Source organism: Agrobacterium sp. MA01 (genome assembly GCF_009650195.1).
Classification (GTDB): Bacteria; Pseudomonadota; Alphaproteobacteria; order Rhizobiales; family Rhizobiaceae; genus Allorhizobium.
This window is the reverse complement of record NZ_CP045854.1, coordinates 3,670,173-3,694,730: the sequence shown is the minus strand read 5'-3', so window position 1 is coordinate 3,694,730 and position 24,558 is coordinate 3,670,173. Positions and strand designations below refer to the sequence as shown.

General features: G+C 59.5%; 18 protein-coding genes and 1 pseudogene. 12 read left to right on the top strand and 7 right to left on the bottom strand.

Annotation, left to right across the window (positions count from 1 at the left end):
* The first annotated feature begins 107 nt into the window (after positions 1-107).
* On the top strand, positions 108-611 hold the full coding sequence (locus GH983_RS17680) for a ferritin-like domain-containing protein (RefSeq protein ID WP_153763120.1): 504 nt from the start codon (positions 108-110) through the stop codon (positions 609-611).
* 100 nt (positions 612-711) lie between these two features.
* Complete coding sequence (gene catE / locus GH983_RS17675) at positions 712-2,856, top strand: catalase C (protein ID WP_153763119.1); 2,145 nt, start codon at positions 712-714, stop codon at positions 2,854-2,856.
* 44 nt (positions 2,857-2,900) lie between these two features.
* On the opposite strand, the gene GH983_RS17670 is transcribed toward catE, so the two are convergent.
* The 3 genes from GH983_RS17670 to GH983_RS17660 all read right to left on the bottom strand — a co-directional run bounded on the left by GH983_RS17670 (position 2,901) and on the right by GH983_RS17660 (position 5,750).
* Positions 2,901-3,293, bottom strand: a complete 393-nt coding sequence (locus tag GH983_RS17670) for a response regulator (RefSeq protein ID WP_069042985.1) — start codon at positions 3,291-3,293, stop codon at positions 2,901-2,903.
* A gap of 67 nt (positions 3,294-3,360) precedes the next feature.
* Complete coding sequence (locus GH983_RS17665; protein WP_153763118.1) at positions 3,361-4,413, bottom strand: sensor histidine kinase; 1,053 nt, start codon at positions 4,411-4,413, stop codon at positions 3,361-3,363.
* 335 nt (positions 4,414-4,748) lie between these two features.
* Positions 4,749-5,750, bottom strand: a complete 1,002-nt coding sequence (locus tag GH983_RS17660) for a sensor histidine kinase (RefSeq protein WP_153763117.1) — start codon at positions 5,748-5,750, stop codon at positions 4,749-4,751.
* 249 nt (positions 5,751-5,999) lie between these two features.
* Here GH983_RS17660 and GH983_RS17655 point away from each other — a divergent pair, with 249 nt between their 5' ends.
* The 4 genes from GH983_RS17655 (at position 6,000) to GH983_RS17640 (ending at position 8,702) form a co-directional block, all read left to right on the top strand.
* Positions 6,000-6,317 (top strand): PepSY domain-containing protein, encoded by a 318-nt coding sequence (locus tag GH983_RS17655; RefSeq protein WP_153763116.1) that lies wholly within the window; start codon positions 6,000-6,002, stop codon positions 6,315-6,317.
* Between the two features lie 31 nt (positions 6,318-6,348).
* The gene (locus tag GH983_RS17650) at positions 6,349-6,960 is read left to right on the top strand and encodes a general stress protein (protein ID WP_153763115.1); all 612 of its coding nucleotides are present in this window, start codon (positions 6,349-6,351) and stop codon (positions 6,958-6,960) included.
* A gap of 106 nt (positions 6,961-7,066) precedes the next feature.
* Positions 7,067-8,152 carry a PHB depolymerase family esterase gene (locus GH983_RS17645; protein ID WP_153763114.1) on the top strand — a complete coding sequence of 362 codons (1,086 nt, stop codon included), beginning with the start codon at positions 7,067-7,069 and terminating at the stop codon, positions 8,150-8,152.
* 322 nt (positions 8,153-8,474) lie between these two features.
* Positions 8,475-8,702: a hypothetical protein gene (locus tag GH983_RS17640; RefSeq protein ID WP_153763113.1), complete on the top strand. Its 228-nt coding sequence runs from the start codon at positions 8,475-8,477 to the stop codon at positions 8,700-8,702.
* Between the two features lie 551 nt (positions 8,703-9,253).
* Here GH983_RS17640 and GH983_RS17635 read toward each other — a convergent pair.
* Entirely contained in the window at positions 9,254-11,170 is a 1,917-nt protein-coding gene (locus GH983_RS17635; RefSeq protein WP_153763112.1) for a bifunctional diguanylate cyclase/phosphodiesterase, read from the bottom strand.
* A 219-nt stretch (positions 11,171-11,389) separates the two neighbouring features.
* Between GH983_RS17635 and GH983_RS17630 the strand changes: the two genes are divergently transcribed.
* The 6 genes and pseudogenes from GH983_RS17630 to GH983_RS17610 all read left to right on the top strand — a co-directional run bounded on the left by GH983_RS17630 (position 11,390) and on the right by GH983_RS17610 (position 18,889).
* A complete protein-coding gene (locus GH983_RS17630; protein ID WP_153763111.1) occupies positions 11,390-12,022 on the top strand; it encodes an ATP-binding cassette domain-containing protein in 633 nt (210 codons plus the stop codon).
* Positions 12,023-12,265: 243 nt separating this feature from the next.
* A pseudogene (locus GH983_RS24155) lies at positions 12,266-12,970 on the top strand (IS3 family transposase); the annotation flags it as partial.
* 361 nt (positions 12,971-13,331) lie between these two features.
* Positions 13,332-15,530 (top strand): TonB-dependent hemoglobin/transferrin/lactoferrin family receptor, encoded by a 2,199-nt coding sequence (locus GH983_RS17625; protein WP_194842747.1) that lies wholly within the window; start codon positions 13,332-13,334, stop codon positions 15,528-15,530.
* A gap of 53 nt (positions 15,531-15,583) precedes the next feature.
* Positions 15,584-17,290: an ABC transporter ATP-binding protein/permease gene (locus GH983_RS17620; RefSeq protein WP_153763109.1), complete on the top strand. Its 1,707-nt coding sequence runs from the start codon at positions 15,584-15,586 to the stop codon at positions 17,288-17,290.
* 34 nt (positions 17,291-17,324) lie between these two features.
* Positions 17,325-18,047, top strand: coding sequence for a hypothetical protein (locus tag GH983_RS17615; protein ID WP_153763108.1), 723 nt, complete (start codon positions 17,325-17,327; stop codon positions 18,045-18,047).
* Between the two features lie 14 nt (positions 18,048-18,061).
* Positions 18,062-18,889, top strand: coding sequence for a ChaN family lipoprotein (locus GH983_RS17610; RefSeq protein WP_153763107.1), 828 nt, complete (start codon positions 18,062-18,064; stop codon positions 18,887-18,889).
* Positions 18,890-19,349: 460 nt separating this feature from the next.
* On the opposite strand, the gene GH983_RS17605 is transcribed toward GH983_RS17610, so the two are convergent.
* From GH983_RS17605 to GH983_RS17595, 3 genes are all read right to left on the bottom strand, one after another.
* Entirely contained in the window at positions 19,350-20,654 is a 1,305-nt protein-coding gene (locus tag GH983_RS17605) for an HlyD family type I secretion periplasmic adaptor subunit (RefSeq protein ID WP_153763106.1), read from the bottom strand.
* 62 nt (positions 20,655-20,716) lie between these two features.
* Positions 20,717-22,810 carry a calcium-binding protein gene (locus GH983_RS17600; RefSeq protein ID WP_153763105.1) on the bottom strand — a complete coding sequence of 698 codons (2,094 nt, stop codon included), beginning with the start codon at positions 22,808-22,810 and terminating at the stop codon, positions 20,717-20,719.
* A 6-nt stretch (positions 22,811-22,816) separates the two neighbouring features.
* A complete protein-coding gene (locus GH983_RS17595; RefSeq protein WP_054149548.1) occupies positions 22,817-24,535 on the bottom strand; it encodes a type I secretion system permease/ATPase in 1,719 nt (572 codons plus the stop codon).
* Positions 24,536-24,558 lie beyond the last annotated feature (23 nt).

Genomic DNA, 24,558 nt, shown 5'->3' with positions numbered 1-24,558 from the left:
CTCGCCATCGATCGCGAACAAGCATCCGTCGGCTGTCGCAACTTGGGAACCATTGAGACATTGAAAGGTTGGGCACCCGATACTTCACAGATTTGGATGGTTCCCCAATGCCCAGCGAAAAGACGTTGTACGACCTGTTCCTTGATACGCTCAAGGACATCTATTTTGCCGAAAAGCAGATCCTGAAGGCGTTGCCGAAGATGGCGCGGGCAGCCCAGTCCGAAGAGGGCAAGGCTGGCTTCCTGCAGCACCGCGACGAAACCCAGGGCCAGATCGAGCGCCTGGAACAGGTGTTCGAATTGCTCGGCAAGTCGCCGCGCGGCAAGACCTGCGAAGCCATACAGGGCATCCTCGCCGAGGGCGAAGAGATCATGGAAGACTACAAGGGGACTGCTGCCCTTGATGCGGGTATCATCTCATCGGCGCAGGCTGTCGAGCATTATGAGATCGCCCGCTACGGCACGCTCAAGTCCTGGGCGAAGCAGCTCGGTATGAAGGAAGCGATCCCGTTGCTGGATGCCAATCTCCAGGAAGAGATTGCGACCGATCAGAAACTGACGGCACTCGGCGAGGCGTCGGCAAACGTCAAGAGCATGAAGAAGGCCAGCTAAGCTGCCTCCAATGACTGAAAGACCGCCCGTTTGAGGCGGTCTTTTGCTTTCCAAGCGGCTTTCCTCACCACCATCAGAGCGCGTGCTCCAGGAGTTCTCCATGGCCAAGACATCAACCCGTGGGTCCGTTGGGTCCAAAACTGTGACTGCCAAGATCCACGACCAGACGATGCAGCGCGGCGAAGGCGGCGAACTGCATCAGATCGCCGAGGATGACGCGCCCCTGCTGACGACAGCTCAGGGCGGCCCGGTTTCCGACGACCAGAATTCTCTGCGCGTTGGGCCACGTGGTCCTCTGGTGATGGATGATTTCCATTTCCGCGAGAAGATCTTCCACTTCGACCACGAGCGCATTCCCGAGCGGGTGGTGCATGCCCGTGGCTATGGCGCGCACGGCTATTTCGAAACCTACGAGTCTCTTGCGGACTATACAAAGGCCGATCTCTTTCAGCGTCCCGGAGAGAAGACCGAAGCCTTCGTTCGTTTCTCGACCGTTGCCGGCAACAAGGGCTCCGCCGACCTTGCCCGCGATGTCCGCGGCTTCGCGGTCAAGCTCTATACCCAGGAGGGCAACTGGGATCTGGTCGGCAACAACATCCCGGTCTTCTTCATTCAGGATGCCATCAAGTTCCCGGATCTGATCCATGCCGCCAAGCAGGAGCCGGATCGGGCATTCCCGCAGGCGCAGACCGCCCATGACACTTTCTGGGATTTCATCAGCCTGACGCCGGAAAGCATGAACATGGTCATGTGGATCATGTCGGACCGGACGATCCCGCGCTCCTTCCGCTTCATGGAAGGTTTCGGCGTTCACACCTTCCGCTTCGTCAACGAGAAGGACGAGTCCACCTTCGTCAAATTCCACTGGAAGCCGAAGCTGGGTCTCCAGTCGGTGGCCTGGAACGAGGCCGTGAAGATCAACGGCGCAGATCCGGATTTCCATCGCCGCGATCTCTGGCAATCCATTCAGTCCGGCAATTTCCCGGAATGGGAATTGCAGGTTCAGCTCTTCGATCAGGAGTTTGCCGACAGCTTCGACTTCGACGTGCTCGACCCGACCAAGATCATTCCCGAAGAAATCCTCCCGCCTGTGGCCATTGGCCGGCTAGTGCTCGATCGCATGCCCGACAACTTCTTTGCGGAGACCGAACAGGTTGCCTTCATGACGCAGAACGTTCCGCCGGGCATTGATTTCAGCAATGATCCACTGCTGCAGGGCCGAAACTTCTCCTATCTCGACACGCAGCTCAAGCGCTTGGGTGGGCCGAATTTCACCCATTTGCCGATCAATGCGCCCAAGTGTCCGTTTGCCACCTTCCAGCAGGACGGCCACATGGCGATGCGAAATCCCGTAGGCAGAGCGAATTACCAGCCGAACTCTTTTGGCGAAGGGCCGAGGGAATCGCCGACGCGTGGCTATCGCCATTTCTCGGCTGAAGAGCAGGGCACCAAGGCACGTCTGCGCCCCGAAAGCTTTGCCGACCACTATAGCCAGGCGCGGCAGTTCTACATCAGCCAGACGCCCTCGGAGCAGCGCCATATCGCGGCGGCCCTGACCTTCGAACTGAGCAAGGTGGAAACCGCCGTAATCCGTGAGCGCATGGTCTCCCATCTTCTCAACATCGATGAGACGCTGGCCAATACCGTGGCCCAGAAGCTCGGGTTCAAGTCGATGCCGAAAGCGGCGGATGCAGCGATGCCCACGCGTCAGGATCTGGAGCCGGCACCATCGCTCAGCATCGTGGAACGCGGCCCGAAACGTTTCGAAGGCCGCAAGCTCGGCATCCTGATCACCGATGGCGTCGATGCAAAGCTGCTCAAAGGTCTGACCACGGCGATCACCAAGGAAAAGGCCGTCTTCGAGCTGATTGCGCCGAAGGTCGGCGGCGTCAAGGCGTCGGATGGGACCTGGATCGAGGTCCACCACATGATCGATGGCGGGCCATCGGTCCTCTTCGATGCCGTCGCGCTGCTGACATCGTCAGAGGCGATGGATGACCTCGTCAAGGAGGCAACCGCACGGGATTTCGTCGCGGATGCCTTCCAGCATTGCAAGTTCATCGGCTACGACCCATCGGCCATACCGCTTCTCGAAAAGGCAGGCATTGCGGATGCTCTCGATGAAGGCATCCTCGTCTTGCCCGGCGAGGAAGGTCTTGAAGGCTTCGTGTCCTCCCTTGGCAAACTCAGGGTCTGGGGACGAGAGCCGTCCGTGAAGCTGGGCAAGGCTTCCGTACCGAAGTAACCGGTTCGGCCCCCAGTTGATGGGGGCCAGCCATCGTCTCTGCTTCAGAGCGACCGGGCCTTCGGGTCGTCGCTTGCAAGCAGGCGTGTCATCGCCTCGGTGATGGTGAGGTCGTCGTAAGGCTTGGAGAAGAAGCGGCTTCCGACCGGCAGCATGCTCTCTTCGACGATGGCTGCACCGGAAGCGACAATCAGTTTCAAGGGTGGCCACCGATCGCGGATGTAGTGGGACAGTTTGATACCGTCCATCGTCCCTGGCATCTGGACATCGGTGAATACGAGATCGATGTCTTCCCGTCCTTCGAGAATGCGGATCGCCTCGTCGGCGTCGCCAGCCTCCAGCGCTTCATAGCCCGCCGACAGGACCAGATCGACTGCGCTCATGCGGATTATCGTATTGTCTTCCACGATCAGGACGACGGGTCTGCCGTTCTTCATTGTTCACTCGCTGTATGAGAATGGCTGCAGTTTTGCAGCCTTGGGCGGCTCAGGAACCGATCTGTCCCTATGCCGCCGGCGAAAAGTCGGTCTGAAGTCCTGACCTTTCCGTATGCCTGATCGTCACAACTGTGCCTGGGGAAGCGTCGCTTACCGTCAATTCGCCTTCGAGATTCTTGACGAGCGCCTCGACGATACCGGTGCCTAACCCGGCCTTGGGCGCGTCGTTCCCGATAGGCATTCCAGTTCCGTCGTCGGATATGGAAAGGGTCCAGTCTTTGCCCGAAGACAGATAGTTGATCTCGATCGTTCCGTTCCGATCGTCGCTGAAGGCATGCTTCAGAGCGTTGATCACGAGTTCGGTAACGATCAGACCCAGACTGATAGAGATATCCGCCGGGACGGTGCTGTCATCGACCGTCACCTGGATCGACACCCGCTCGGGCTCCGCGATCATCGATGCGCCGAGACTTTGGCAAAGCTGCGTGAAATAGGCACGTAGCTCAACGCTGCCGCCGGCAGAGGTGGAGAGCTGACGCTGCAGGGCCGCAATCGACATGATGCGGTGACGGGCGTCATGGAGATGCCCACGGACCTCCTCCGACTGAACGCGGCGCGCACTCTGCATGAGGACGCTGGCAATGATCTGCAGGCTGTTGGCGACCCTGTGCTGGACTTCCTGCAGAAGGATGGCCTTGTCGCGAACCAGATCGTCTTTCAGGCGAGCCTCAGCGCGCATGTCGGTCACGTCGGTGATGGCGACAAGCAGGCGGATATGCTCGAGGTCGCCGTCGTCGAGCTTTCGCGCATTGATGATCAACTGTCGCGTTTTCTGGTCCGGACGCTTCAGGTCGATCTCGTAGGCATCGATGCTCACACTGCCGGTGACGGTCGCCGTCAACAAGGAGTCGAGCCTCGGCATTGCCCATTCCCCGTGCCCGAGTTCGCCGAGGCGCTTGCCTGTGACGGAGGCCGTGGCAATCTCGAATGCTCGGCAGAAGGATGCGCTCGCTGCGATGATCCTCAGATCATCGGACAGAAAAAGCAGCGGTTCGTTAGACGATGTCACCACGGCAAGTGTGCTTGCCGCTTCAAAATGCACTGTTGGTGTCTGTGGCATATAGGGGCCCTCAAGGGCCGAAGACTCACGGCGCAAGTCATCACTCGGCAGGAGTGTCGACAGAAACGATGAGGTCAATTCCGACTGGAGGAGGATAACACACCGGATGTGCCTGCCATGCATCATTTGTTTGATTGATTGGTGAAAACGAAGCTGGAGCGCCTGAAGCTTGCTGATTATCAAGCGAATGCGGCGTTCTGCCTCCGGGAGCGACTGAGGGCCTTGGAGTGTCTGTTGAAGGCCGCCTTAGGTCGAGGTGCAACCCGGTTTGTCATGCTCGATGATAACGCATCTAGCCTGAAGACCTTTCCCATCTGCAGTCGGCATAGGTCCGATCAATGTGTCAGATCACTCACCCGCATCCTCAAGGTCACAACGACCCCTCCGGCGGTCCATTCGTGCGCAATAGAGCCCCCGAGGTGACCACTGACGGTGCGGTGGAGAAGCTTGCTTCCATATCCTTCAGGTGAGCGGCTCGGTATGTCTGGCCCGCCCTGCTCGCTCCAGAGGATCTCGACATCCTCTTCGACGGTAGAGCCGGAGATATCGAGCAAACCTTGCTCGGACGACAGGGCGCCGTATTTCAAAGAATTGGTCGCCAACTCGTGGATCACGAGGGCAAGGCTTGTCGCCGCCTTTTCGCCGATCCCCATGCGAGGAACGGCGACACGGATCCGACCTGCGAAGGCGCCGATGTCATCATAAGGCGCCAGCAGAACCGAGAACAGGTCGCCAAGCAGGGCGGCACTTCCCTGACCATTGGGTAGAGGCCGTACCAGGTCATGGGCACGACCCAGCGCGGTCAGTCGCTGGGTCAACTGCTTTGCCATCTCCTCTTTCGTCTCGGTCGTCCGTGACGTGATTGTCGTCAGGCCAGACGCTAGAGCGAGAAGGTTCTTCACCCGGTGGCTCATTTCGCCGGCAAGCAACTCGTGGCCTTCCTCCGCCTGCTTGCGCCCCGTAACATCGAGAAAAATGCCCGACATCTTTCCAGCGGCGGCATCTCCGTTGCTTCCTTGACCCCGTGCCGAAATCCATCGCACATCCGATGCGCTCGTCAGGATTCTAAAGTCGATCTCGAACTGCCCTTCGATGACGCGGGTCGCCATGAAGGCCGTCCTCACGCGGTCGCGATCCGCAGGATGAACCTGCGCGGACAAGTGTTCAAAAGTCAGTATGGTGTCCGGAGAGATGTCCCAGAGTTCGAAGCCTCTGGCATCCATGACGAATTCGTCGTTTTGAACAATCCACGTCCAAAGAGCGACCCCGGCGGAGTCAATCGCGCTTCGCAGTGCTTGCACGTCCCAGTCTGTATGCGTTGGACCGTCGTCGTTCATGCAGGCTCTCCCGTTCGACGGTGCAGCGCATCGATCCACAATCCGTGGACGACCTTACAGGCAAAAGACTGCCAGTGACCAGTCTGTTCCGTTTCCGACGCAATTCCCTGATGCGCATCCGGAATGCGGAGACGAAAACTCGTCGCTTCAAGCGAAGAAGATGCAAAGCGAGCCAACGTCGGAACATTAATCACGCCGTCGTGTTCTTGCTACGAGACTTAGCAACCAGGTCTGCAAAGAGGAAAACCCATGAAAAAGATGATTTTCGCGGCGGCGCTCGTGTGCGCCTCGGCAGTGTCTGCCTATGCCCAGACCACGACGGTTCCGGCCATGGATGGCGACACGCCTGCCGTAGCGACACCGGATACGCCGAATGCTACTGCCCCTGTGGAGGGCGCAAATTCCTTCACCGAGGAACAGGCACGGCAGCGCATTGAAGAGGCAGGCTACACCGGCATTGCCGACCTCATGCTCGACGATCAGGGCATCTGGCAGGCCACGGCGATGAAGGACGGCAAGTCCATGCCGGTCGCCATGGATTACCAGGGCAACGTCGTCTCGAAATAATTTTGCGGAAACGCAGAGAAAGGTCATTCCCATGAAAACCGTTACCGGACTTTTTGACAACTACAATGATGCATCCGCCGCAGTCAGCGCACTGGAAGCGCGTGGCATCCCGTCCGAAGACATCAGCATCGTTTCGAACAATGCCGACAACCGCCACAGGCATGAAGACAACGACAACGGTGCCGCAGAAGGTGCGGGTGCCGGTGCCGGTATCGGCGCTGTCGTTGGTGGTGCCGGTGGTCTTCTCACCGGTCTCGGCATCATGGCCATTCCAGGCGTTGGCCCTGTCGTCGCCGCCGGTTGGCTTGCGGCCACTGCTGCAGGCGCCATTGCCGGTGCAGTTGCCGGTGGTGCAGCAGGCGGATTGATCGGTGCACTCACCGATTCCGGTGTCTCCGAAGATGAGGCCCATGTCTACGCGGAAGGTGTTCGCCGTGGCGGCACACTTGTCACAGCTCGCGTGGATGACGGTATGGAAGCCGAGGCGGAAGCGATCCTCAAGCAGTCCAATCGCGTCGATGCGATGGCGCGGCGCCAGGCCTATTCGGAACAGGGTTGGACGAAGTTCGATCATTCCGCTGATCCCTACGGCCCAGCCGAAATTGAGCAGGAGCGGGACCGCTATCGCGTTCGCACTCTCTAACCAATAACAATCGAGGATCGGCTCACGCCGGTCCTCGAACTCGTTCTGAAACATCATTTATCAACAGGGATGTCGGTTGGCTTTCCGGAACCCCAGAAGGTCACCCATGCGAAGCATTTCCGATACCATCGAGCGGCTCGCTCGTGCCCGAGCGAATGCGCAAGGCGGCACTTACCAGCCGAGCACGTTGACCAGACTGGACGGCCCGGTGCAAAACCCCGGCCAGCTAACGGGCTGGTATCAGTGCCCGGACAACCCGGCTTCGCCACCTGCTCTTGTGGTGGTCCTGCATGGTTGTACGCAGTCGGCAGCCGCTTACGATCATGGATCCGGCTGGTCACGGCTCGCCGAAGACTATGGTTTCGCGGTCCTCTTTCCGGAACAATCCCGCCAGAACAATGCCAATCTCTGCTTCAACTGGTTCCAGAGCAATGACGTCACGCGCGACAAGGGAGAGATCCTGTCGATCCGCGAGATGGTGGCAAGCATGATCGACCTTCACGGCGTCGATCCGCGTCGTGTGTTCGTCACCGGCCTCTCGGCGGGTGGCGCCATGGCCAATGCGCTCCTCGCCTCTTATCCCGAGGTCTTTACCGGTGGTGCGATCATCGCAGGCCTTCCTTTCGGGGTCGCCTCCACGGTGCCGGAAGCATTTGATCGGATGCGGGGGCATGGCCTTCCATCCTCAACGATGCTCGATGCCAAGCTGAGGAACGCCTCAGCCCATGAAGGACCTTGGCCGACGGTATCCGTATGGCACGGAACGACCGACAACACCGTTTCAGACGCAAACTCCCGTGCGATCATCGATCAGTGGCTCGGTGTCCACGGGGCGGACGTGGGATCGAGCGAGGCTCAGCTTCTCGATGGCGGCCACGCGCTGGAAACCTGGAAAGACGCATCCGGCCGTGATGCCATCGAGCATTACCGCATCGTCGGAATGGGTCACGGAACGCCCGTCGATGCGGCTTCCGGATACGGTCGACCAGCTGCTCACATGCTCGATGTCGGGATATCCTCCACCGTGCACATAGCGCGCGCCTGGGGATTGACCCCGTCCTTTGAGCGGAGAGAAAAACCCGCAGCGTCAGATGCGCCAGGCGCTAAGTCGCAGCCTAGTCAACCACAGATGCCTGAGGGAGTTCAGCAGGTCATCGAAGACGCGTTTCGGGCCGCAGGACTGATAAAGTGAAGTCTCACGGATATCAGGCTTTGCTGCCGAGGCTGCCTGCCGATGTCTGCTTCGCATCGAAGCCGCGTGACCACTGCTGCGAGGCTCATGCCCAAGATCGTTAATCCCGGATTTCCGGAGCTTCCTGGCTCCCCAGATGTTGCCAATCATAACCTGCTACGAAATCTGCCGCTGCCAAAGTGCGGATAGTCCGCGAATGAAGGACAAGTCCATGATTAGATTTTTTGCTTGGTCCATGTTCACCACGATGGCGCTAGTCTTAGCTTACTGAAGTATTGCCCGTGCCAAGCGGTGGGCCCGCTTCGAGCGGCGACTAGGTAACTTGCCACCTCTTTATCATGTGGACGGTGTCCAGACTCTCCTGAACAGCCTCGATTGCACTGCGATTGCCAAGATTGTTGACCCGTCTGCACAAATCAACGAAGGCGGCTACGACATCGAGCATGAGCACACCGGCACCAGCCATCACGTGGCCGATCAGATCATCACCACTGTGGTGCGGAAAGCGGGCGCCCTCGCCACCACGGAGGGACCGGCCGATGCAGAATGAACCGATGATCGCGATTCACTCACTTGTTCGCTTCTCTAGACTGGCAGTCCTGGTCCGGGTCCTTCCAAATGTAAAACGCGTTCCAGACGCCCGGCCACGCGTCGAGCACGTAAACGCTCGACCGGTCCCCCCCGGGGTGGGACCAAATTCTTCGCTACAAGACCGACCGAGGCAACTACCCCCAAGGTGATGATGATCAGCGGGACGACGGGCCAATGAAAAAGACGATCGCCAGACATATGAGCAGGCAAGGGCGGTAGATGGTCAGTTTTGTCATGTGTTGCTTCTGATATTCTGCAGGCGGACGATATTGGGGAGCCAAGTTCAGCGCAAGAGTTCATACACCCCGTCGCGCCGACCGAGGGTGGCAGCCCATATCGGCTGCTTAGTGCCCCAATTCGGCCATTCGCGATGCTGGACCTAAATCCCGTAACCGGTCGCTCGCTGCGCCGCCGACGACAAGCCAGTGTCTTTGTACAACCCTTGTCGTCCAAGTCTGACGCGAACAAACTTCGCTGCTGAATCCAGTGAAGATTTCAAATCGTGATCGTTCAACCTGACTGGATATACAATGCTGTCTGATTTGTATTTGACTGCTGCTGACTTGCGATGAGTTGGGTGGCATCCGCTCCGCTCATGGGCCGTCCGAACAGGTATCCCTGGATGAGATCCGGCTTGAGGGCCGAAAGCACAGCCATCTCCTCACGGGTTTCGACGCCCTCGAGCACGCAGCGCAAGTTGAGCTTGGAGCACAGGGCAATGATCGCGGCGACGATTTCGCGCGATGTGAGGCTGTGGGCAACCTTGCGGATGAAGCTCCTGTCGATCTTGACCTTGTCGAGCGGAAGCTGATCGAGATACTGGAAGCTCGAATAGCCAGATCCGAAATCATCGAGTGCGACCCTGCAGCCGCTGCTTCTCAACCTGTCGAGAACAGCGCTCGATGTTGTGAGATCGGACATCACCGCTGTTTCGGTGATCTCGAATTCCAGACGACCCGGCGAAATTTCCTCCTTCATGATCTGACCTAGAAGCGAGAGGACAAAGGTCTGATCCGAAATGTCCCGTGCTGACAGGTTGAAGGACAGACTGATGTCGTCAGGCCATTTCTTCAGCTCCGCCAGGCCCTTGCGGAACAGGATGGCGGTGACCTTCTGAATGAAGCCGGAGCGCTCGGCGACACGGATGAAATCGTCAGGACGGACAAGCCCGAGCCTGGGATTTTGCCAGCGGGCCAGTGCTTCGAAGCTGACGATCCGCTGCCTGCTTGGCGAGTATTGTGGCTGAAACAGCAGGAACAGCTCCTGCTCGAGGTTGCCTTCGCGCAATTCCCGTTCGATGGCGATGGCGTTCTCCATCTCCTTGCTGTCGGTGGTGTCGAAAACGATGCACTGTCCGCGGAACCGGGCCTTGGCTTTGTAGAGAGCAAAGTCGGCCTGCTCGTAGAGCTGTGTGCTCGCCATTCCCATGTCCGGATAGTGCGAGAAACCCGCGGAAGCGCCGACCGAGAGCTCCTGGTTGTCAATGATATAGGGCGCAGTGATCGCCTTTAGCCAACTGCCGGCAAGCGCTCTGACCTGCGATTCTGTGACGTTGCCGGTCAGAACGACGGCAAACTCGTCACCACCGATCCGGCCAATCATGGCCCCCTCGAAATGCAGCTCCGTGGCCCGCGCCACGGAGGCGCGCAACAGGCGGTCGCCCATCGAGTGACCGTACACATCGTTGATGCCCTTGAAGCCGTCGAGATCGAATATGCCCAGCCAGAATGGCGTACGCTGCTCGATCAGCCGGTCGATCTTTTCGAAGATGGCGCGCCTGTTCGGGATCCCGGTCAGCATATCGGCATCCGCAATGGCCCGCGCCTTGACCGTCAGCTCATCGGCCAGCAATCGTGCGTCGATCTGGCGAATGATCGCATGCCTGAGCAGTCCCGTCATACTCACTGAAGCGAAGGCAGTCGCAACTACAATGGAAACATATTCTGCGTAGAGGTCCTCAGGGAGAGACGTGGAGAACCAGTAAAGGGTGGCCAATGTCAGTGGAACGCTAATCATGACCGTGCGCGTCGTGGCGCCGGTGATTGCAAAAATGAAGGCGAGCAACACGAAGTATATGTAACGCGTTTCCACATTGTAGACGAGCAGGTAGCTCAAGAGGTTGAGGTACATGAACAGATGCATGGCCAGATTATGCAATTCGAGCTTGGCCAGAGACATTGTCCGGTTGTTCGCTAGAAGCTTGTGAAACAGATAGAAGCCGAAAGCCGTCGTCGTACTGATGAGGGAGAACGCGACTAGCATAAGGCCGGTCTGTGTCTGCCAGTGCTCCCAGGTGACGAAGAGATAGTAGCCGCAGGCGGGGATCAGGATCGGTCGCAGGATCGGGATATAGGCATCCACCATTGCCTGCTGTCGTGCCGGGTCGGTCGATATCCTGAGCTGATTGAGCAGATTGGCAATTTTCATGGAGAGAGTTTTTTGTTTTCGCCTGATCCGGAAGTTTGGCGCTCTGATGGAGATAAACGCATAGATTTTCCCCGTTTATTGTCTGCCGTCAAAGCGTGTAGTCGCGGTCCAGCCCGACTTTTTGTGATTGTCGGGATATATATCAGTGAGATTTAAAACAGGTTTACGGCATGCCCAATTTGGAGCAGCGCGAAATTTTCCCAAGCCAATGCGTGCGCGATGATCGAAATCGTCAGTCTCAGCAAGGCCTATGGCGCCAGCACGGTTCTGGACGATGTCAGTCTGACGCTTGCCAAAGGCGGGTTGAGGGCGATCATCGGGCCAAACGGCGCGGGCAAGTCCACCCTTCTGTCGATCATCGCGCGCCTGATGCTGCCTGACGCTGGCACGGTTCATCTCGAAGGGCTCGATGTCTTCCAGGCCAAGGGCGAACTGCTCGCCCAGCGCCTTTCGATCCTCAGGCAGGATAACCACATGGCCGCGCGGCTGACCGTCAGCGATCTCGTCGCCTTTGGTCGCTATCCCTATTCGAAGGGACGGCTGACGGTTGCCGACAAGGCAAAGATCGACGAGGCGCTGGCTCATCTGAAACTGCGACCGCTTGCCGATCGATATCTCGATGAACTCTCGGGCGGCCAGAGGCAGCGCGCCTTCTTCGCGATGATCCTGTGTCAGGACAGCGATTACATGCTGTTCGATGAACCGCTCAACAATCTCGATATTCCGCATGGCGTCGCCATGATGGCGCCCTCAAGCAGCCGAGCCGGGATCTCAGCAAAACCCGCAAACGTTGGTGCGCACAAGCTCTTCCCGTTGATCCTCGAGCCTGTCGAACTCCTGGTCAAACCTTGAAATCCGACAGCGGCCTTCCGCCACCCTCTGTCATATCCGGGCGATGATGCTCCCTTGCAATCTCGCCGGTTCTGCTCAGGCTTTGTGATCGAGGAGAGCTTCAGCGAGACGAACTGATCCACCGAGCCCAACAGCCACACATACTGAGCCAGACAGAAGATGGGGTCAGGCAGAAGCATCTCGACACGGCTGCGAATGGTGTGGAGCATGGCTTCATGCCGATACCGATGAGCAGTGACCTCATACAAGTCGAGATCCAAATACGGGGTCATCGATGCGTCGATGATCAGCCAGATGAAGGCTCTGGAGGATGAGAGCCATCGGATGAGGAAGATGTATGCCGAGATGAGCGTGCAGGCCGAGCTTCTGAATGAGGCTCTTGGGAAGTAACGCGGCTATCTCAACGACGGGAGATGGCTGGGCAAGCAGTGGTGGGGGTGCACGGGGTGAGCATTGCGGTTGCCTGCCGTTGCTTCCATGTCAGTAAGACCTGCTCTCTTTATAGCGCCAAGCTGAACGACGATAACGAGGAGGTCGCCGATCTCCCCGTCGGGCTGACGCGGGCGAAGAAGACCTGGGGCTTCGGCCTGTGCTTCCTTTACCTGCGCAATATGTCCGGGGACATCGCTGGAACCACAGGCGTGTGTGCGGCATCTGTCGCAAGTTCGACTTGTATCTTAGGATCAAGCCACGCTGGCGTTTGAAGCAGGACAAGCCCGATGCGTTGACTGTGCCGGAAGCAACGAGCCTGGTCTGGTCCAGGGGTTTCATGGCGGATCGTTTGGAGGATGGTCGGCAATTCCGACTGCTGAAAGTCTTGGATAACATCAACCGCTGGGGCCTGGCATCCAAGTGAACTTTTCGACGCCTGCAGAACGCGTCATCCGCACACTGAGCCAGATCGTCGAATGGCGCGGTAAACCGACGATGATCCTCCGTGACAATGGCTTCGCGCGCCGTCGGCAATGTTAGAGCAAGATTGCCGATAACGAACGGCCGAATATGGGCATTGGCAGTTCGGAAAAAGTCGGCAATGAACTTGATGTCGGCGAATGCTGCGATCGCTAAGGGTAGCCAAGCTTATTCAGGTCAAAGACAGCCTAGCTCGTCATGGAATTTCATCGGTAAAAACATGATAATAAAACTCATGTTTAAACTTGACTCCTTTTGTATCCTTTAATACGACCCGCTCTGTCCACTAGTTCTGAGGGGTTGAACCATGAAATTCCGGGCCATAGCGACGCCATGCGCGTCCACGCGTCACCGTGTCCAATTTCTTGCTGCAAGTGTTGCAGTGATAGGCATTTGCTTGCCGAGTGCCGGTCAGGCCGACGATACGATCCTTGATCAGATCGTGGTTTCGTCGCGATCGGACAAGAAGCTCCTCGATGTGCCGCAAAACATCACGGTCGTGACCCAGGAGCAGTTGGACGACTACAACATCCGAGACATTCAGGATCTCGTGCGGCGGGAGCCCGGCGTATCGGTCTCAAGACAGACTTCAAGCGTCAATCCCTGGGGGCAGCTGACTGGCTTTACGATCCGCGGCATGGGCGGTAACCGCGTGCTGACCATGGTCGACGGTTCGCGCGTTCAGGAACTCATCACCGACGGCAGCCGCGACTTCTTCGACATGAGCAATTTCAAGGCGGTCGAGATCGTCCGTGGGCCCAATTCGGTCCTGTGGGGTGCCGACGCACTCGGTGGGTCCGTCATGTTCCGCACGCTCGATCCCTCGGATCTCCTTGCAGATAGCGACAAGCCCTGGGCGTTGGAGATGAAGACCAGCTATGACAGCTTCGACGATAGCTGGAACAAGCAGGTGACCGGCGCCTATGATTTCGGAGACCTGCAGATCCTCGGCAGCTACGGCCAGACCTCTTCGCATGAGGCCGAGTTCAGCAATGCGCGTGCCGACGGCGGGATCTGGGGCTGCAGCCGGCTCTATCTGGGATGCAACGAGCTCTTCCCCGCGGACACAGATGTCGACAACGCACTTCTCAAGATGGTCTGGGCGCCGGATGCCCAGAACACGGTGAAGCTGACGGGAGAGCTCTTCGGTCGCGCGACGGAAGTTCTCCAGCTCTACGACATGAGCGCATCGGGCACGGGCATCCCGTCCACCAGCGCCTATATCAACGACCCCTATGTCCGCGATCTCGACATGAGCCGCAAGCGGTTCGCGCTTGAACACGAGTGGCTGGCGGATCTGCCCTGGCTCGACAGCCTGAATTGGCGTCTGTCTTATTCGCCCCAGGAGCGCGTAACCGACAGCGATCAGCGCCGCGTCTATTCGAACCGCGTCGAACTGCGCAATCAGTATCGTGACTACAGCGAAACTTTCCTGGAAGGCGACATTCAGCTGAAGTCGAGCTTTGATCTCGGACCAACCCGTCACAGCCTTACCTACGGCTTCGATGGCGATCATACCAAGGGTGATTACGCGGGTATCAACACCACCTACAACTCCCTGACCGGGACGACGACGGTGGCCACCAACCAGGGTTTCAGCTTCCCCCGCGTCGAGACACAGCGCGCCGACGTCTACATCCAGGACGAAATCGCGCTTCTTGATGATCGCCTGACCCTGACGCCGGGCCTCCGGCTCGCCACCTATTCGATCGACCCGACAGGGGATGCGACATATCCCGGGCTGCCCGGCTATGCGCCCGCGAAAAAGGAAAGCACCGAGCTGCTGAAGGCCTTCAGCGCAACCTACAAGCTCGACGAGACCTACTCTGTCTATGCGTCCTACGGAGAGGGCTTCAAGATGCCGACCTCGGCGCAGCTCTTCCAGTCGAGCACGGACATCTTCAGCGGCTCCTCCATCATCCCCAATCCCGACCTGCGACCAGAATCGGTTCAAAGCTACGAGATTGGACTTCGTGGTGAGTATGAGCGCGGCTTCTTCAGCGTGAACGGCTTCTATGCCGACTACAAGGACTTCATCCGCAGCCTCCAGGCAACAACGATCCTCAATGGCAGCGGCACGCCCGTCACGGCCTATACCTCGAACAATGTCGAGGATGTCATGCTCTGGGGCATCGAGTTCGGTGGCGAATACGAAGTTCTGGATTACACCACGCTCTCGACCAATCTGAGCTGGAGCAAGGGGCGCCAGAAAGTCAGTGCATCCTCTGCCGAAACGGCCTTCGATGGTGCGGCACCGTTTACCGCGGTTCTCGGGGTGAAGCACGAACTGCCGGAATACCACCTGCAATTCGAGCTGTTCGGCACCTTCGCTGCCGGCCGAACCGAGGCAAGCAACAGTGCCTATTACCTGCCCTCCGGCTACGCGGTCTTCGATGCCTATGCCAAGTGGACCCCGAGAGAAAACCTGGAAGTGACCTTCGGGATCGAGAACATCTTCGACCGCCGATACTTCCCGAACACGCTGACCGGCTACAACACCGTCGCCGGCTCGGCGGCGGTTGCCAATGTCAATCCGCTGGAACTGCAAACGGGGGCCGGTCGCACATTCAAGGTCGGCGCGACGGTCAAGTTTTGAGCCATACCGGTGCCGGGCAAGCAACCGGCACCACCCTTTTCAGAGGGAGCATCATGTCGACCCTGTTTCAACAGTTCAAACGTCTGATCGTCATTTGCATCTCGGCTCCGGGAGGCAAGTTCAGCGTTGCGCTTTATGCCCTGGCCATCGCTCTCAACCTCGGCAGCGTCTACGCTGCAGTTCGTCTGGTCGAGTGGACGGGTCAATTCTATTCTGCCATCGAAAAGGTGGACGGACCCGAAGTGCTCCGGCAGATTGGTATCTTTGCCCTGATCATCGCTTTGAATTCCGCGCGCGGCTTATCTTACGAATACCTGCGCAAGGTGCTGGAGATCCGCTGGCGGAAGGCTCTGACTGACCATGCGATCGCCTTGTGGACCCGCAACAAGGCCTTCTGGCATATGGCGGCTGACCCGGTCGATCGCATCGACAATCCCGACCAGCGAATTGCGGAAGACTGCCGCCTGTTTGCGCGCGGCCTGCTCGGCGAGACATTGGATTTGATCGGCGAGATCGTCGGCCTGTTTTCCTATCTGACAGTGCTATGGGGACTGTCCAACTTTGCCCTGTCGCTGGCTCCCCTCGGGCTGGACCTCGAGATCCCGCGCTACATGGTCTGGGCGGCCTTCCTCTATGTGGCGATCAGCAGCCTGATTACCCATCAGCTGGGTAAGCCGCTTAAAGGTCTGCTTGCCGAGCAACAGCACAAGGAGGCGAGCTTTCGGTTCGGCCTCGCTCGCTGGCGGACGGCTTTCGACGAGGTCGCACTTTCAAATGGCGAGGCGGCCGAACGGCGAAGCTTTTCTGCCCGCTTCGACGCGCTGGCTGCCAACTGGCGGCGACTGATCCGCGCCGAGCTCGTTCTGGGCAGCTTTACCTTCCCGTTTCGGCATTCCGTGCTGCGGATCCCGCTCTTCGTGGCGCTGCCGGGCTATCTGGCCGGTCATGTTGCCTTCGGTGGTTTGATGCAGCTCAGCATGGCCTTCTCCCAGGTAGTCACCACACTGTCCTGGTTCATCTTCTCCTATCGGGATCTCGCCGAACTTGTGGCCACGGCATCGCGCCTCGACGGCTTCCTTCAAGCCGCCGAGCGCCACGGATCGCATCCTTCGCCACTATCCAGGATAAGCCAATCACAGTCTCTCACGCTGCAGGACATTAGGGTTTGCTCGGCCCAAGGTGAGCTTCTCCTGAAACTGCCTGATATCTCGCTTGATCCCGGCTCTACCTTGCTTCTTCGGGGGCGATCTGGAATCGGCAAGACGACGTTGGTCAAGCTTCTCGCCGGTTTCTGGCAGCATGGCTCCGGTTCAATCGCGCTTCCTTCGGACAAGGTTCTTTTCCTGCCGCAGAAGGCCTATATGCCGCTCGGCTCCCTGGCCGATGCCGCCGCCTATCCCCGCACAGTGGGTGATTTTGGACAGGAGACTGTGGCATCGGCCCTGCACGCCGTTGGTCTCGAACGAATGCCGGAACGTGCCGCGATCGAAGCCGAACGCGACCTTGCCTCACTGTCGGGCGGTGAAATGCAGAGGCTCGCACTGGCCCGTATTCTGTTGCAACGACCGGATATTGCAATCCTCGACGAGGCAACCAGCGCGCTCGACCAGGCGGCCGAAACCGAGCTTCTGGCACGGATCCGCGAGCATTTGCCCGACATGATCCTGATCCTGATCTCGCATCGCGTCCCCCAGACGCCATCAGACATGCAGATCCACGATATCGACACCCATCCGAAAGTGCTGGCTGTCGCCAGCTGACGCCATCCTCCATCGAACCCATGACGGAACAGACATGACCATCAACGAACCCGTAACCCGACACCACCTGCAGGCAAAGGCAGAAGATATCATCCGGCGGCTCCCCGACATGGGCAAGTTGATGATTATCGGAAAGGGCAAGGGCGCCACCCACGAACGCATCGGCAAGGTCGAGATGGTAGGGGAAGTCTCTGGCCGCTTCGTCTGCGGTGGCGCCCATCACAAGTCCAGTATCGATCCGACCCTGGTCTGCGAGATCGTCTTCGATATCTCCAGCATCATGCAGAACCAGGTTTATCCGCGTCTGGAATTCAACAAGGCTGACGGCGGCACGCTTTTCGCAGTGGTCGGCTTCGAAGGGCTCGAACCTTTCGCAAATGTCTTGTCGGATCTGCAGAGGACTGTCGATCCGAAGAAGCGGGACCTCACCCGGCCTGACAGACCGGATCTGGACCCTGCCGATCCGGGACGTCTGCCACTGGATCTAGCCTTGGCCGAGGGCTCTGCGATCACCATTCGTTATGACGAGCCCGGCTTCAGCCAGAGCTGGACGGGACCGGTTACCAAAGTCAGCCCCGGCATGGGCTTCATCAACATCATGACCGAGGATTTTCATCTGCATCTGCTCGGCGGCACTGTCGCACGCTGGGAAGAGACAGAGGTGGCCGAGGGACGGATGCAGCTTGCCGCCATAAACCACGAAGGGCAGCTGGTCGGCTTGACCCTACTGGTTCCAGCATTTGAAGATGCAGTTTGACGGTGGAGAAGGGCATGGTGGAACATCAGCCGGGCAGTTGGCGGGACGGTCATACGGGCGAGATCCTGCAGCATCAGGCGCTAATGCAGACGCTTGCTGAAAAGCAGGCGGTCTTGCTGGGCGAGACCCATGACCGATATGATATACATCGTTGGCAGTTGCATGTCCTTGCGGCGTTGCATGCTTACAAGGCTGATATCGTCGTCGGTTTCGAGATGTTTCCGAGACGCGTTCAGCCGGCGCTGGATCGCTGGGTTGCTGGTGCGCTCACCGTTGAGCAGTTTCTCGAGGAAGCGGAATGGGCAACGGTCTGGGGCTTCCAGGCCGAACTTTACCTGCCGATCTTCCACTATTGCCGGCAGTTCCGTCTGCCGATGAAAGCGCTCAATTGCCACCGACAACTGGTGACGGAGGTTGGCAAGCTCGGGTGGGAGGCGATCCCGGAGGCGGAGCGGGACGGGTTGACGCCGGCACAGCCAGCGACGGCAGCCTATCGTCGCTTTCTCTTCGAGTATACGGGAGGTTCAAGGCCGGAACGTACGGCTCAACATGCGGACGATCCTCAGTTCGATCGATTTGTTCGGGCCCAGCAGACCTGGGACCGTGCGTTTGCCTGCAATATCGCAAAGGCGATTGCGGCGGATCCGTCGGCTCTGGTCGTCGGCATCATCGGACGTGGGCATCTGGAATATGGTCACGGCACGCCAGCGCAGCTTGCCGATCTGGGGATTGAGCACGTTGCGGTTCTGTTGCCCGAGGACAGCTTGGAATTCGAGATTGAAAGAAAGCCCGGCATGGCCGATGCCCTCTTCTGGCTTGCTCGACTCGAGGCACCTGAATGAATCGCCAAATTCCACGGTGCTTCTTTGCGCAGCACTCGTCTCTTGGCGATGTTCATCTCAACTGGCGCTCATCCTTGGCTCTCTAGACAGAGATGGTCCGTAGAGGCGAGAGGTCGTTGTGGGGCCGAGCCGGCGACGTCTTATGTTGCTCAATCCTCAGTTGGACGACATGTCCCTGGGAACTGTCGATGGTGTCGACATGTTTCCGTCGGTGCCACTTGGCACTCCCACCCAAGCGAGGGGACGGCCCCAATTTTCCAAGCGCATCCTGCCCTTCGATCTAGCTACTTCTCAATTCCAATCCGAACTGATGGTTTGCTCGGGTATTTTGGAATGCTATTGGCACTGCTTGTGGCGATACTGGAGGCAAAGCGACGGCAAACAGCCTCACGATCGCAAACCGCAACATAAGCCCTTTCGAGGCTATTGCGCTGAAGGTGATCAATTCCTTGTCCGCATGTTACTCTTCTCTAAACGCCCTGGTGATCTGGTCGGTAAAGGGCTTCGCGAGGAACGAGATGACAGTCCTTTCCTCGGTCTCGATATAAACCTCGACGGGCATGCCGGGTGTGAGCTTGGCCGCGAGGTCGCCGAGGTCATTTGGGGAGAAGGTCACGCTGGTCTTGTAGAAGGGCAGGTTTGTTGCCTTGTCGACGATGGTTGCGCCTGGGATCATGTCGACGGCACCAACGATTTCCGGCGTGGTCTGCCGATTGAAGGCCGTGAAGCGCATGCGCGCGGTCTGGCCCACGAAGACACGATCGATGTCGGTGGGGGCGACCTTGACATGGACGTTGAGGGCACTGTCCCTCGGTACGATGGCCATGATCACCTGGCCCGGTGCCACAACGCCGCCGACGGTATGCGCCTGCAGGTCGTAGATCGTGCCGCTTTCCGGCGCCTTGACCACCGTGCGGTCGAGCCGGTGGGTGAGCTGAAGGGCACGTTGCTCCAGTTCTGAAAGCCGGGCTTCGACCGAGACGATCTCCTTTTGCAGTTCCGTCCGGCTGGTCTGGTCGACCGACATCAGTCGGACCTTGAGTTCGCTGATCTGGCCTTCGGCCTCGGCAACACGGGCGAGAAGATCGCCGATCGTGCCCTCGATGCGAACCATCTGGCGGCGCAACCCGCGCAGTTCAGCCGCCTTGGCGAGGCCCTTCTGCACAAGACCTTCCTGCATGGCGAGTTCTTCGGCGAGCAGTTCGCTCTCGGAGTGGTTCGCCTTTTCCTGTTCTCTCAAGCCGTCGATCTGGTTGCCCAGCTGCGAGATCTGCATTTCGATCTGCTGCTTCTGGTTTGCCCGCATGTCCCGGTTCTCGGCAAACAGCTTGCTCTCCTCCCGCGTGATGTCCGGGGAAAGATCGAGACCGTCAAAGGACAGGAGGTTTTTACCGTCGCGCTCGGCAACGAGGCGCGCGCGCATCGCCTTCAGCTGGGCGACCTGCGATGTGACTATACCGAGCTCGATGCGCAGCTGCGTGTCGTCGAGGCGCAAGACGACGTCGCCCTTGTCGACCAGAGAGCCTATCTTCACAGGGATCTCGACGATTGTACCACCATCGACATGCTGGACCTGTTTGGTCTCGCCGATGACGACGAGTTCGCCCTGCGAGATGACGGCGCCCGCGAGCTTCGCCTGGGCGGCCCAGCCGCCAATCCCGACCGTCAGGGCAAGACCGAGTACGGTCGCTGCGAGCATGCGTCCCTTCAGCCCCTTGCCGGAGAGCGAGACTTGCGTGTTCTTGTCATCAAGGCGCTGTGACATGGTGTGTCCCCTTACGCAGTTTACAGTTTCGGCCCGAAGCGGTGCCGATGATGAGGTTCTGATCAGGCCACGAGGCCCTCGACCTGGCCCGGCAGATGGAAAGCTGTTAGGATCAGGTCGTCTTCATCGAGGTCGTGCGCACTGATGATGACGATCTCGTAGTCCTGATCACCGTCGATGTCCGTCACGAGCTGCAGCACCTGATGGCCCGCATCGTCGTCGTCGATCATCTTCTTGTAGAGTTTGACCAGGGTCTTGTGGTCGTGGCGGTCGAGTTCCAGCGAGTTCTCGCCATCGTCGAAGTAGAGTCGGCCCAACTCCCGTTCGAGCTTCGACAGGTCGACCTTGTCGCCGACGTCGAAGTCGCGGATCTCGTCATGGCCTGCACCGTAATTGCTGATTGAGGCGACGGAGCCGAAAACGAAACTGTCCTGACCGCCCCTGCCATAGAGAATGTTGACGGCAGAACTCGCAGTGATCGTGTCATTTCCGGCCCCACCGACGGCATTCTCGATCGAGGTCAGGCGATCGCTGCCGATCTCCGCCCCCGCTGCGACGCCCGCCTCGAGATCGATCCCGACCGCCATGGTCGCGGAAGATGCATCATAGGTGTCCGCACCTTCACCACCATGGATGACGTCGTCGCCGTCATCGATGCCCGGTGTCGGCGCATCCAGCGGCATCTGGGCCGAAGTGCGCGCTTCAAGAACGGTCTGGACACCTGCGACGAACACATCGTCGCCCTCATCACCGACCATGACGTCATCGCCAGCACCGCCGGCAAGCGTGTCGTGGCCCGTGCCGCCGTCCAGCACGTCATTCCCTGCGTCTCCCGTCAGGACATCATCTCCAGCCTCGCCGAACAGCCGGTCGTCGCCGTCACCACCGGACAAAATATCCTGCCCTTCGCCCCCCATCAGTGTGTCGCGTCCGGCCTCGCCGAACAGCATGTCGTTGCCGGCGTCGCCGAACAGGACATCGTCGCCCTCGCCGCCGAAGATGCGGTCATCGCCATCACCACCATGAATGACATCGCGGCCTTCGCCACCGATCAATACGTCGTCACCCAGGCCGCCGAGGATCAGGTCGTCGCCCTCGCGCCCATAGACCGTATCGTTGCCGGCTCCGGCGTCGATCAGATCCTTGCCCGGTGTGCCGAGGAGAATGTCGTCTCCATCGGTTCCGGTGATCTCGGTTTCGGCATGCGCACGCAGATCGAGAAAGCCCTGGCCCTGGACCGAGGCCTTGCCGTCGCTCAGCGTAAAGGTAAGGTTTACCAAGCCTTGGCTGTCGCGTTCGGGGACATAGATCCAGGCATCGTCGCCATAAGCGCGGATCTCGCCCGATGTCGCGCGGATGGCGGAGATCGTCAGCGGATCGCCGTCCGGATCTACGGCTGCGCGCGCAAGGTCGGCCCACATCAGGAGCATCGACAGGTTGACGAGGCCCGTTCCCAGATAGATCGGCCCACGGGACAAGGGGGCACGATTGGTCGGCGCCGGCGGGTTCCCGGAAGTGCCTCCACTCGAGGAGCCCCCGCCAGACGAGATATCGACCGGCAGACCGCCGTCATCAGGCGCATCGCTGTTGCCGTCTCCCGCCTGACCAGCGGCCGGGGCATCGTTTGCAGCACGAGGAAGCCCGAAGGCTGCAAGCTTCGGCTTGGCCACGCTTGGCGTGACGAAGCGGAAGTCGTTGGCCGCGACATCAATCGATACCCCCTGGAACGGGCGTCCGGCATAGCCGCCTTCGAGCGTAAAATCCTGAGCGTTGAAGCGGATTGAGGAGTAGAGCCGGCGCGGTGGCTCGATCTGCTCGACCACGTCCTCATAAGCCCGCTGGATCTCCTGCCAGAAGGCGGCGATGTCCAGCCCGGCCTCGGGCGCATCCAAAACCGGTGCTGTCGTACCGTCGTCGAGAGCCACGGGCTTCTGTTCGTCCGGGGCTTGTGCATTGGGCGACGGATTGACGATCTCGCGCAGCCGCCCGAGATAGGCGCCGAGCCCCATGGAAAGCACGGCGAAGATGCCCGGCGACCAAAGCGTGCGATCAGGCGTATCGGGCAGAGCAAACCTGCGCGCCGGCGCCTTGGCCGATTGGGCATCGCCATGGCCGAGCTTCAGGGCCTCGTCATGATCGGTAATGGAGCTTGCCATGACCCCTTACTCCGCCGCGATCGGCATCAAGCGGGTCGGCCGCAGCGGCTTCTCCTGCGTGTTGGCCGGGACCTTGATGATCTCCTCCTTCGGACCGAAGGAGACGAGCTTGCCGCCCTGGACCACGCCGACCATGTCGACAGCCTGCAGCACGCTCGGGCGATGCGCAACGATGACGACGATGCCGCCGCGTTCGCGCACCTTGACGATCGCCTTCATTAGCGCCTCTTCGCCCTCGGCATCGAGATTGGAGTTCGGCTCGTCGAGCACCACCAGGAAGGGATCGCCATAAAGCGCGCGGGCAAGCGCCACGCGCTGCCGCTGGCCGGCCGAGAGCGACTGGCCACTCGGGCCGATCTGGGTCTGGTAGCCGTTCGGCAACCGCACGATCAGATCATGAATGCCGGCGGCGCGTGCGGCCCGGAAGATCATCTTGGAATCGGCATCCGGATCGAAACGGGCGATGTTGTCGGCGACCGTCCCGTCGAGAAGGGCCACTTCCTGGGGGAGATAGCCGACATTCTCGGTGAAGAAGCTGGTCGGCCACTGCTTGAGATCGGCGCCATCGACGCGAACCGAGCCGCGCAAAAGCGGCCAGATACCGAGGAGCGAGCGCGCGAGCGTGGTCTTGCCGCCGCCGGACGGACCGATCAGCGCCAAGGCCTGACCGGCCGAAAGCCTGAAGGAGACGTCGCTCAGAAGCACGGTACCGGTCGTGGGGGCGACCGTCGTCATGCCTTCGACGACAAGGTCCTCGCTCGGCGCCGGCAGGTCGAACTGTGTCGGCGGACGGTCGAGCACGGCGAGCGTGTCCTTGATCCGCGACCAGGAGCGGCGTGCCGAGATCACGCCCTTCCACTGGGCGATCGCCTGGTCGACCGGGGCAAGGGCACGGCCCGTGACGATCGACGAGGCGATAATGGCGCCGGCTGACATCTCGCCCTGGATGGTAAGATAGGCGCCAAGCCCAAGTGTTGCCGACTGCAGCATCATGCGCAGGACCTTGGAAATGCCGGCAAAGGTGCCGGCGATGTCGGAGGTCGCCGTCTGGGTATCGAGGTGACGGCGGTTGGCGCTTTCAAAGCGGTCGATCGCGCGGTCCGTCATGCCCATCGAATGGAGGATGTCACCGTTGCGGACATGATTGTCCGAGACGTTGTTGCGCTGGATCGCGGCCCGCGTCATCTCCTTGGCGTGGCGGCGCGAGAGAAGCTCTGCCGCGATTGTCAGGCATGCGAGGAAGAGCGCGCCGCCGAGTGTCATCATTCCGAGCACCGGATGCAGCATCCAAACGAAGACCAGGTAGACCGGGATCCAGGGCAGATCGAACAGAGCGACCGGGCCTGCACCCGACAGGAAGGAGCGGACCGTATCGACGTCGCGGCCGCGCTCAGACGCTTCCGCCGAGGAATAGCCGAAGCGCGGCATGTCGATCACCACCCGGTGGACGAGCGGCGCGATCTGGCGATCGACATTCGAGCCGAAACGCACCAGCATCTGCGATCGCAGGATGTCGAACATACCCTGGAACAGGTAGAGGCCGACGGCGATCACCGAGAGCCAGATCAGGGTCGGCACGCTGCCGCTGGTCAGCGCCCGGTCGTAGATTTGCAGCATGTAGAAGGCGCCGGTCAGCGCCAGAATATTGATAATGCCCGAAAGGCCGAAGACGAAGCCCGTCACGAGGCCGATACCGGACAGTTTGTAGCTTGACTGCTTGTTCATGGCTTCCCCCACTCAACGTCTGT

Coding starts and splice junctions, on each gene's coding strand:
- GH983_RS17650 (WP_153763115.1), top strand. CDS start 6,349: ATGAAAACCGTTACCGGACTTTTTGACAACTACAATGATGCATCCGCC.
- GH983_RS17610 (WP_153763107.1), top strand. CDS start 18,062: ATGGTGGAACATCAGCCGGGCAGTTGGCGGGACGGTCATACGGGCGAG.
- GH983_RS17660 (WP_153763117.1), bottom strand. CDS start 5,750: ATGAACGACGACGGTCCAACGCATACAGACTGGGACGTGCAAGCACTG.
- GH983_RS17630 (WP_153763111.1), top strand. CDS start 11,390: ATGATCGAAATCGTCAGTCTCAGCAAGGCCTATGGCGCCAGCACGGTT.
- catE (WP_153763119.1), top strand. CDS start 712: ATGGCCAAGACATCAACCCGTGGGTCCGTTGGGTCCAAAACTGTGACT.
- GH983_RS17680 (WP_153763120.1), top strand. CDS start 108: ATGCCCAGCGAAAAGACGTTGTACGACCTGTTCCTTGATACGCTCAAG.
- GH983_RS17600 (WP_153763105.1), bottom strand. CDS start 22,810: ATGGCAAGCTCCATTACCGATCATGACGAGGCCCTGAAGCTCGGCCAT.
- GH983_RS17655 (WP_153763116.1), top strand. CDS start 6,000: ATGAAAAAGATGATTTTCGCGGCGGCGCTCGTGTGCGCCTCGGCAGTG.
- GH983_RS17595 (WP_054149548.1), bottom strand. CDS start 24,535: ATGAACAAGCAGTCAAGCTACAAACTGTCCGGTATCGGCCTCGTGACG.
- GH983_RS17635 (WP_153763112.1), bottom strand. CDS start 11,170: ATGAAAATTGCCAATCTGCTCAATCAGCTCAGGATATCGACCGACCCG.
- GH983_RS17620 (WP_153763109.1), top strand. CDS start 15,584: ATGTCGACCCTGTTTCAACAGTTCAAACGTCTGATCGTCATTTGCATC.
- GH983_RS17605 (WP_153763106.1), bottom strand. CDS start 20,654: ATGTCACAGCGCCTTGATGACAAGAACACGCAAGTCTCGCTCTCCGGC.
- GH983_RS17645 (WP_153763114.1), top strand. CDS start 7,067: ATGCGAAGCATTTCCGATACCATCGAGCGGCTCGCTCGTGCCCGAGCG.
- GH983_RS17670 (WP_069042985.1), bottom strand. CDS start 3,293: ATGAAGAACGGCAGACCCGTCGTCCTGATCGTGGAAGACAATACGATA.
- GH983_RS17665 (WP_153763118.1), bottom strand. CDS start 4,413: ATGCCACAGACACCAACAGTGCATTTTGAAGCGGCAAGCACACTTGCC.
- GH983_RS17615 (WP_153763108.1), top strand. CDS start 17,325: ATGACCATCAACGAACCCGTAACCCGACACCACCTGCAGGCAAAGGCA.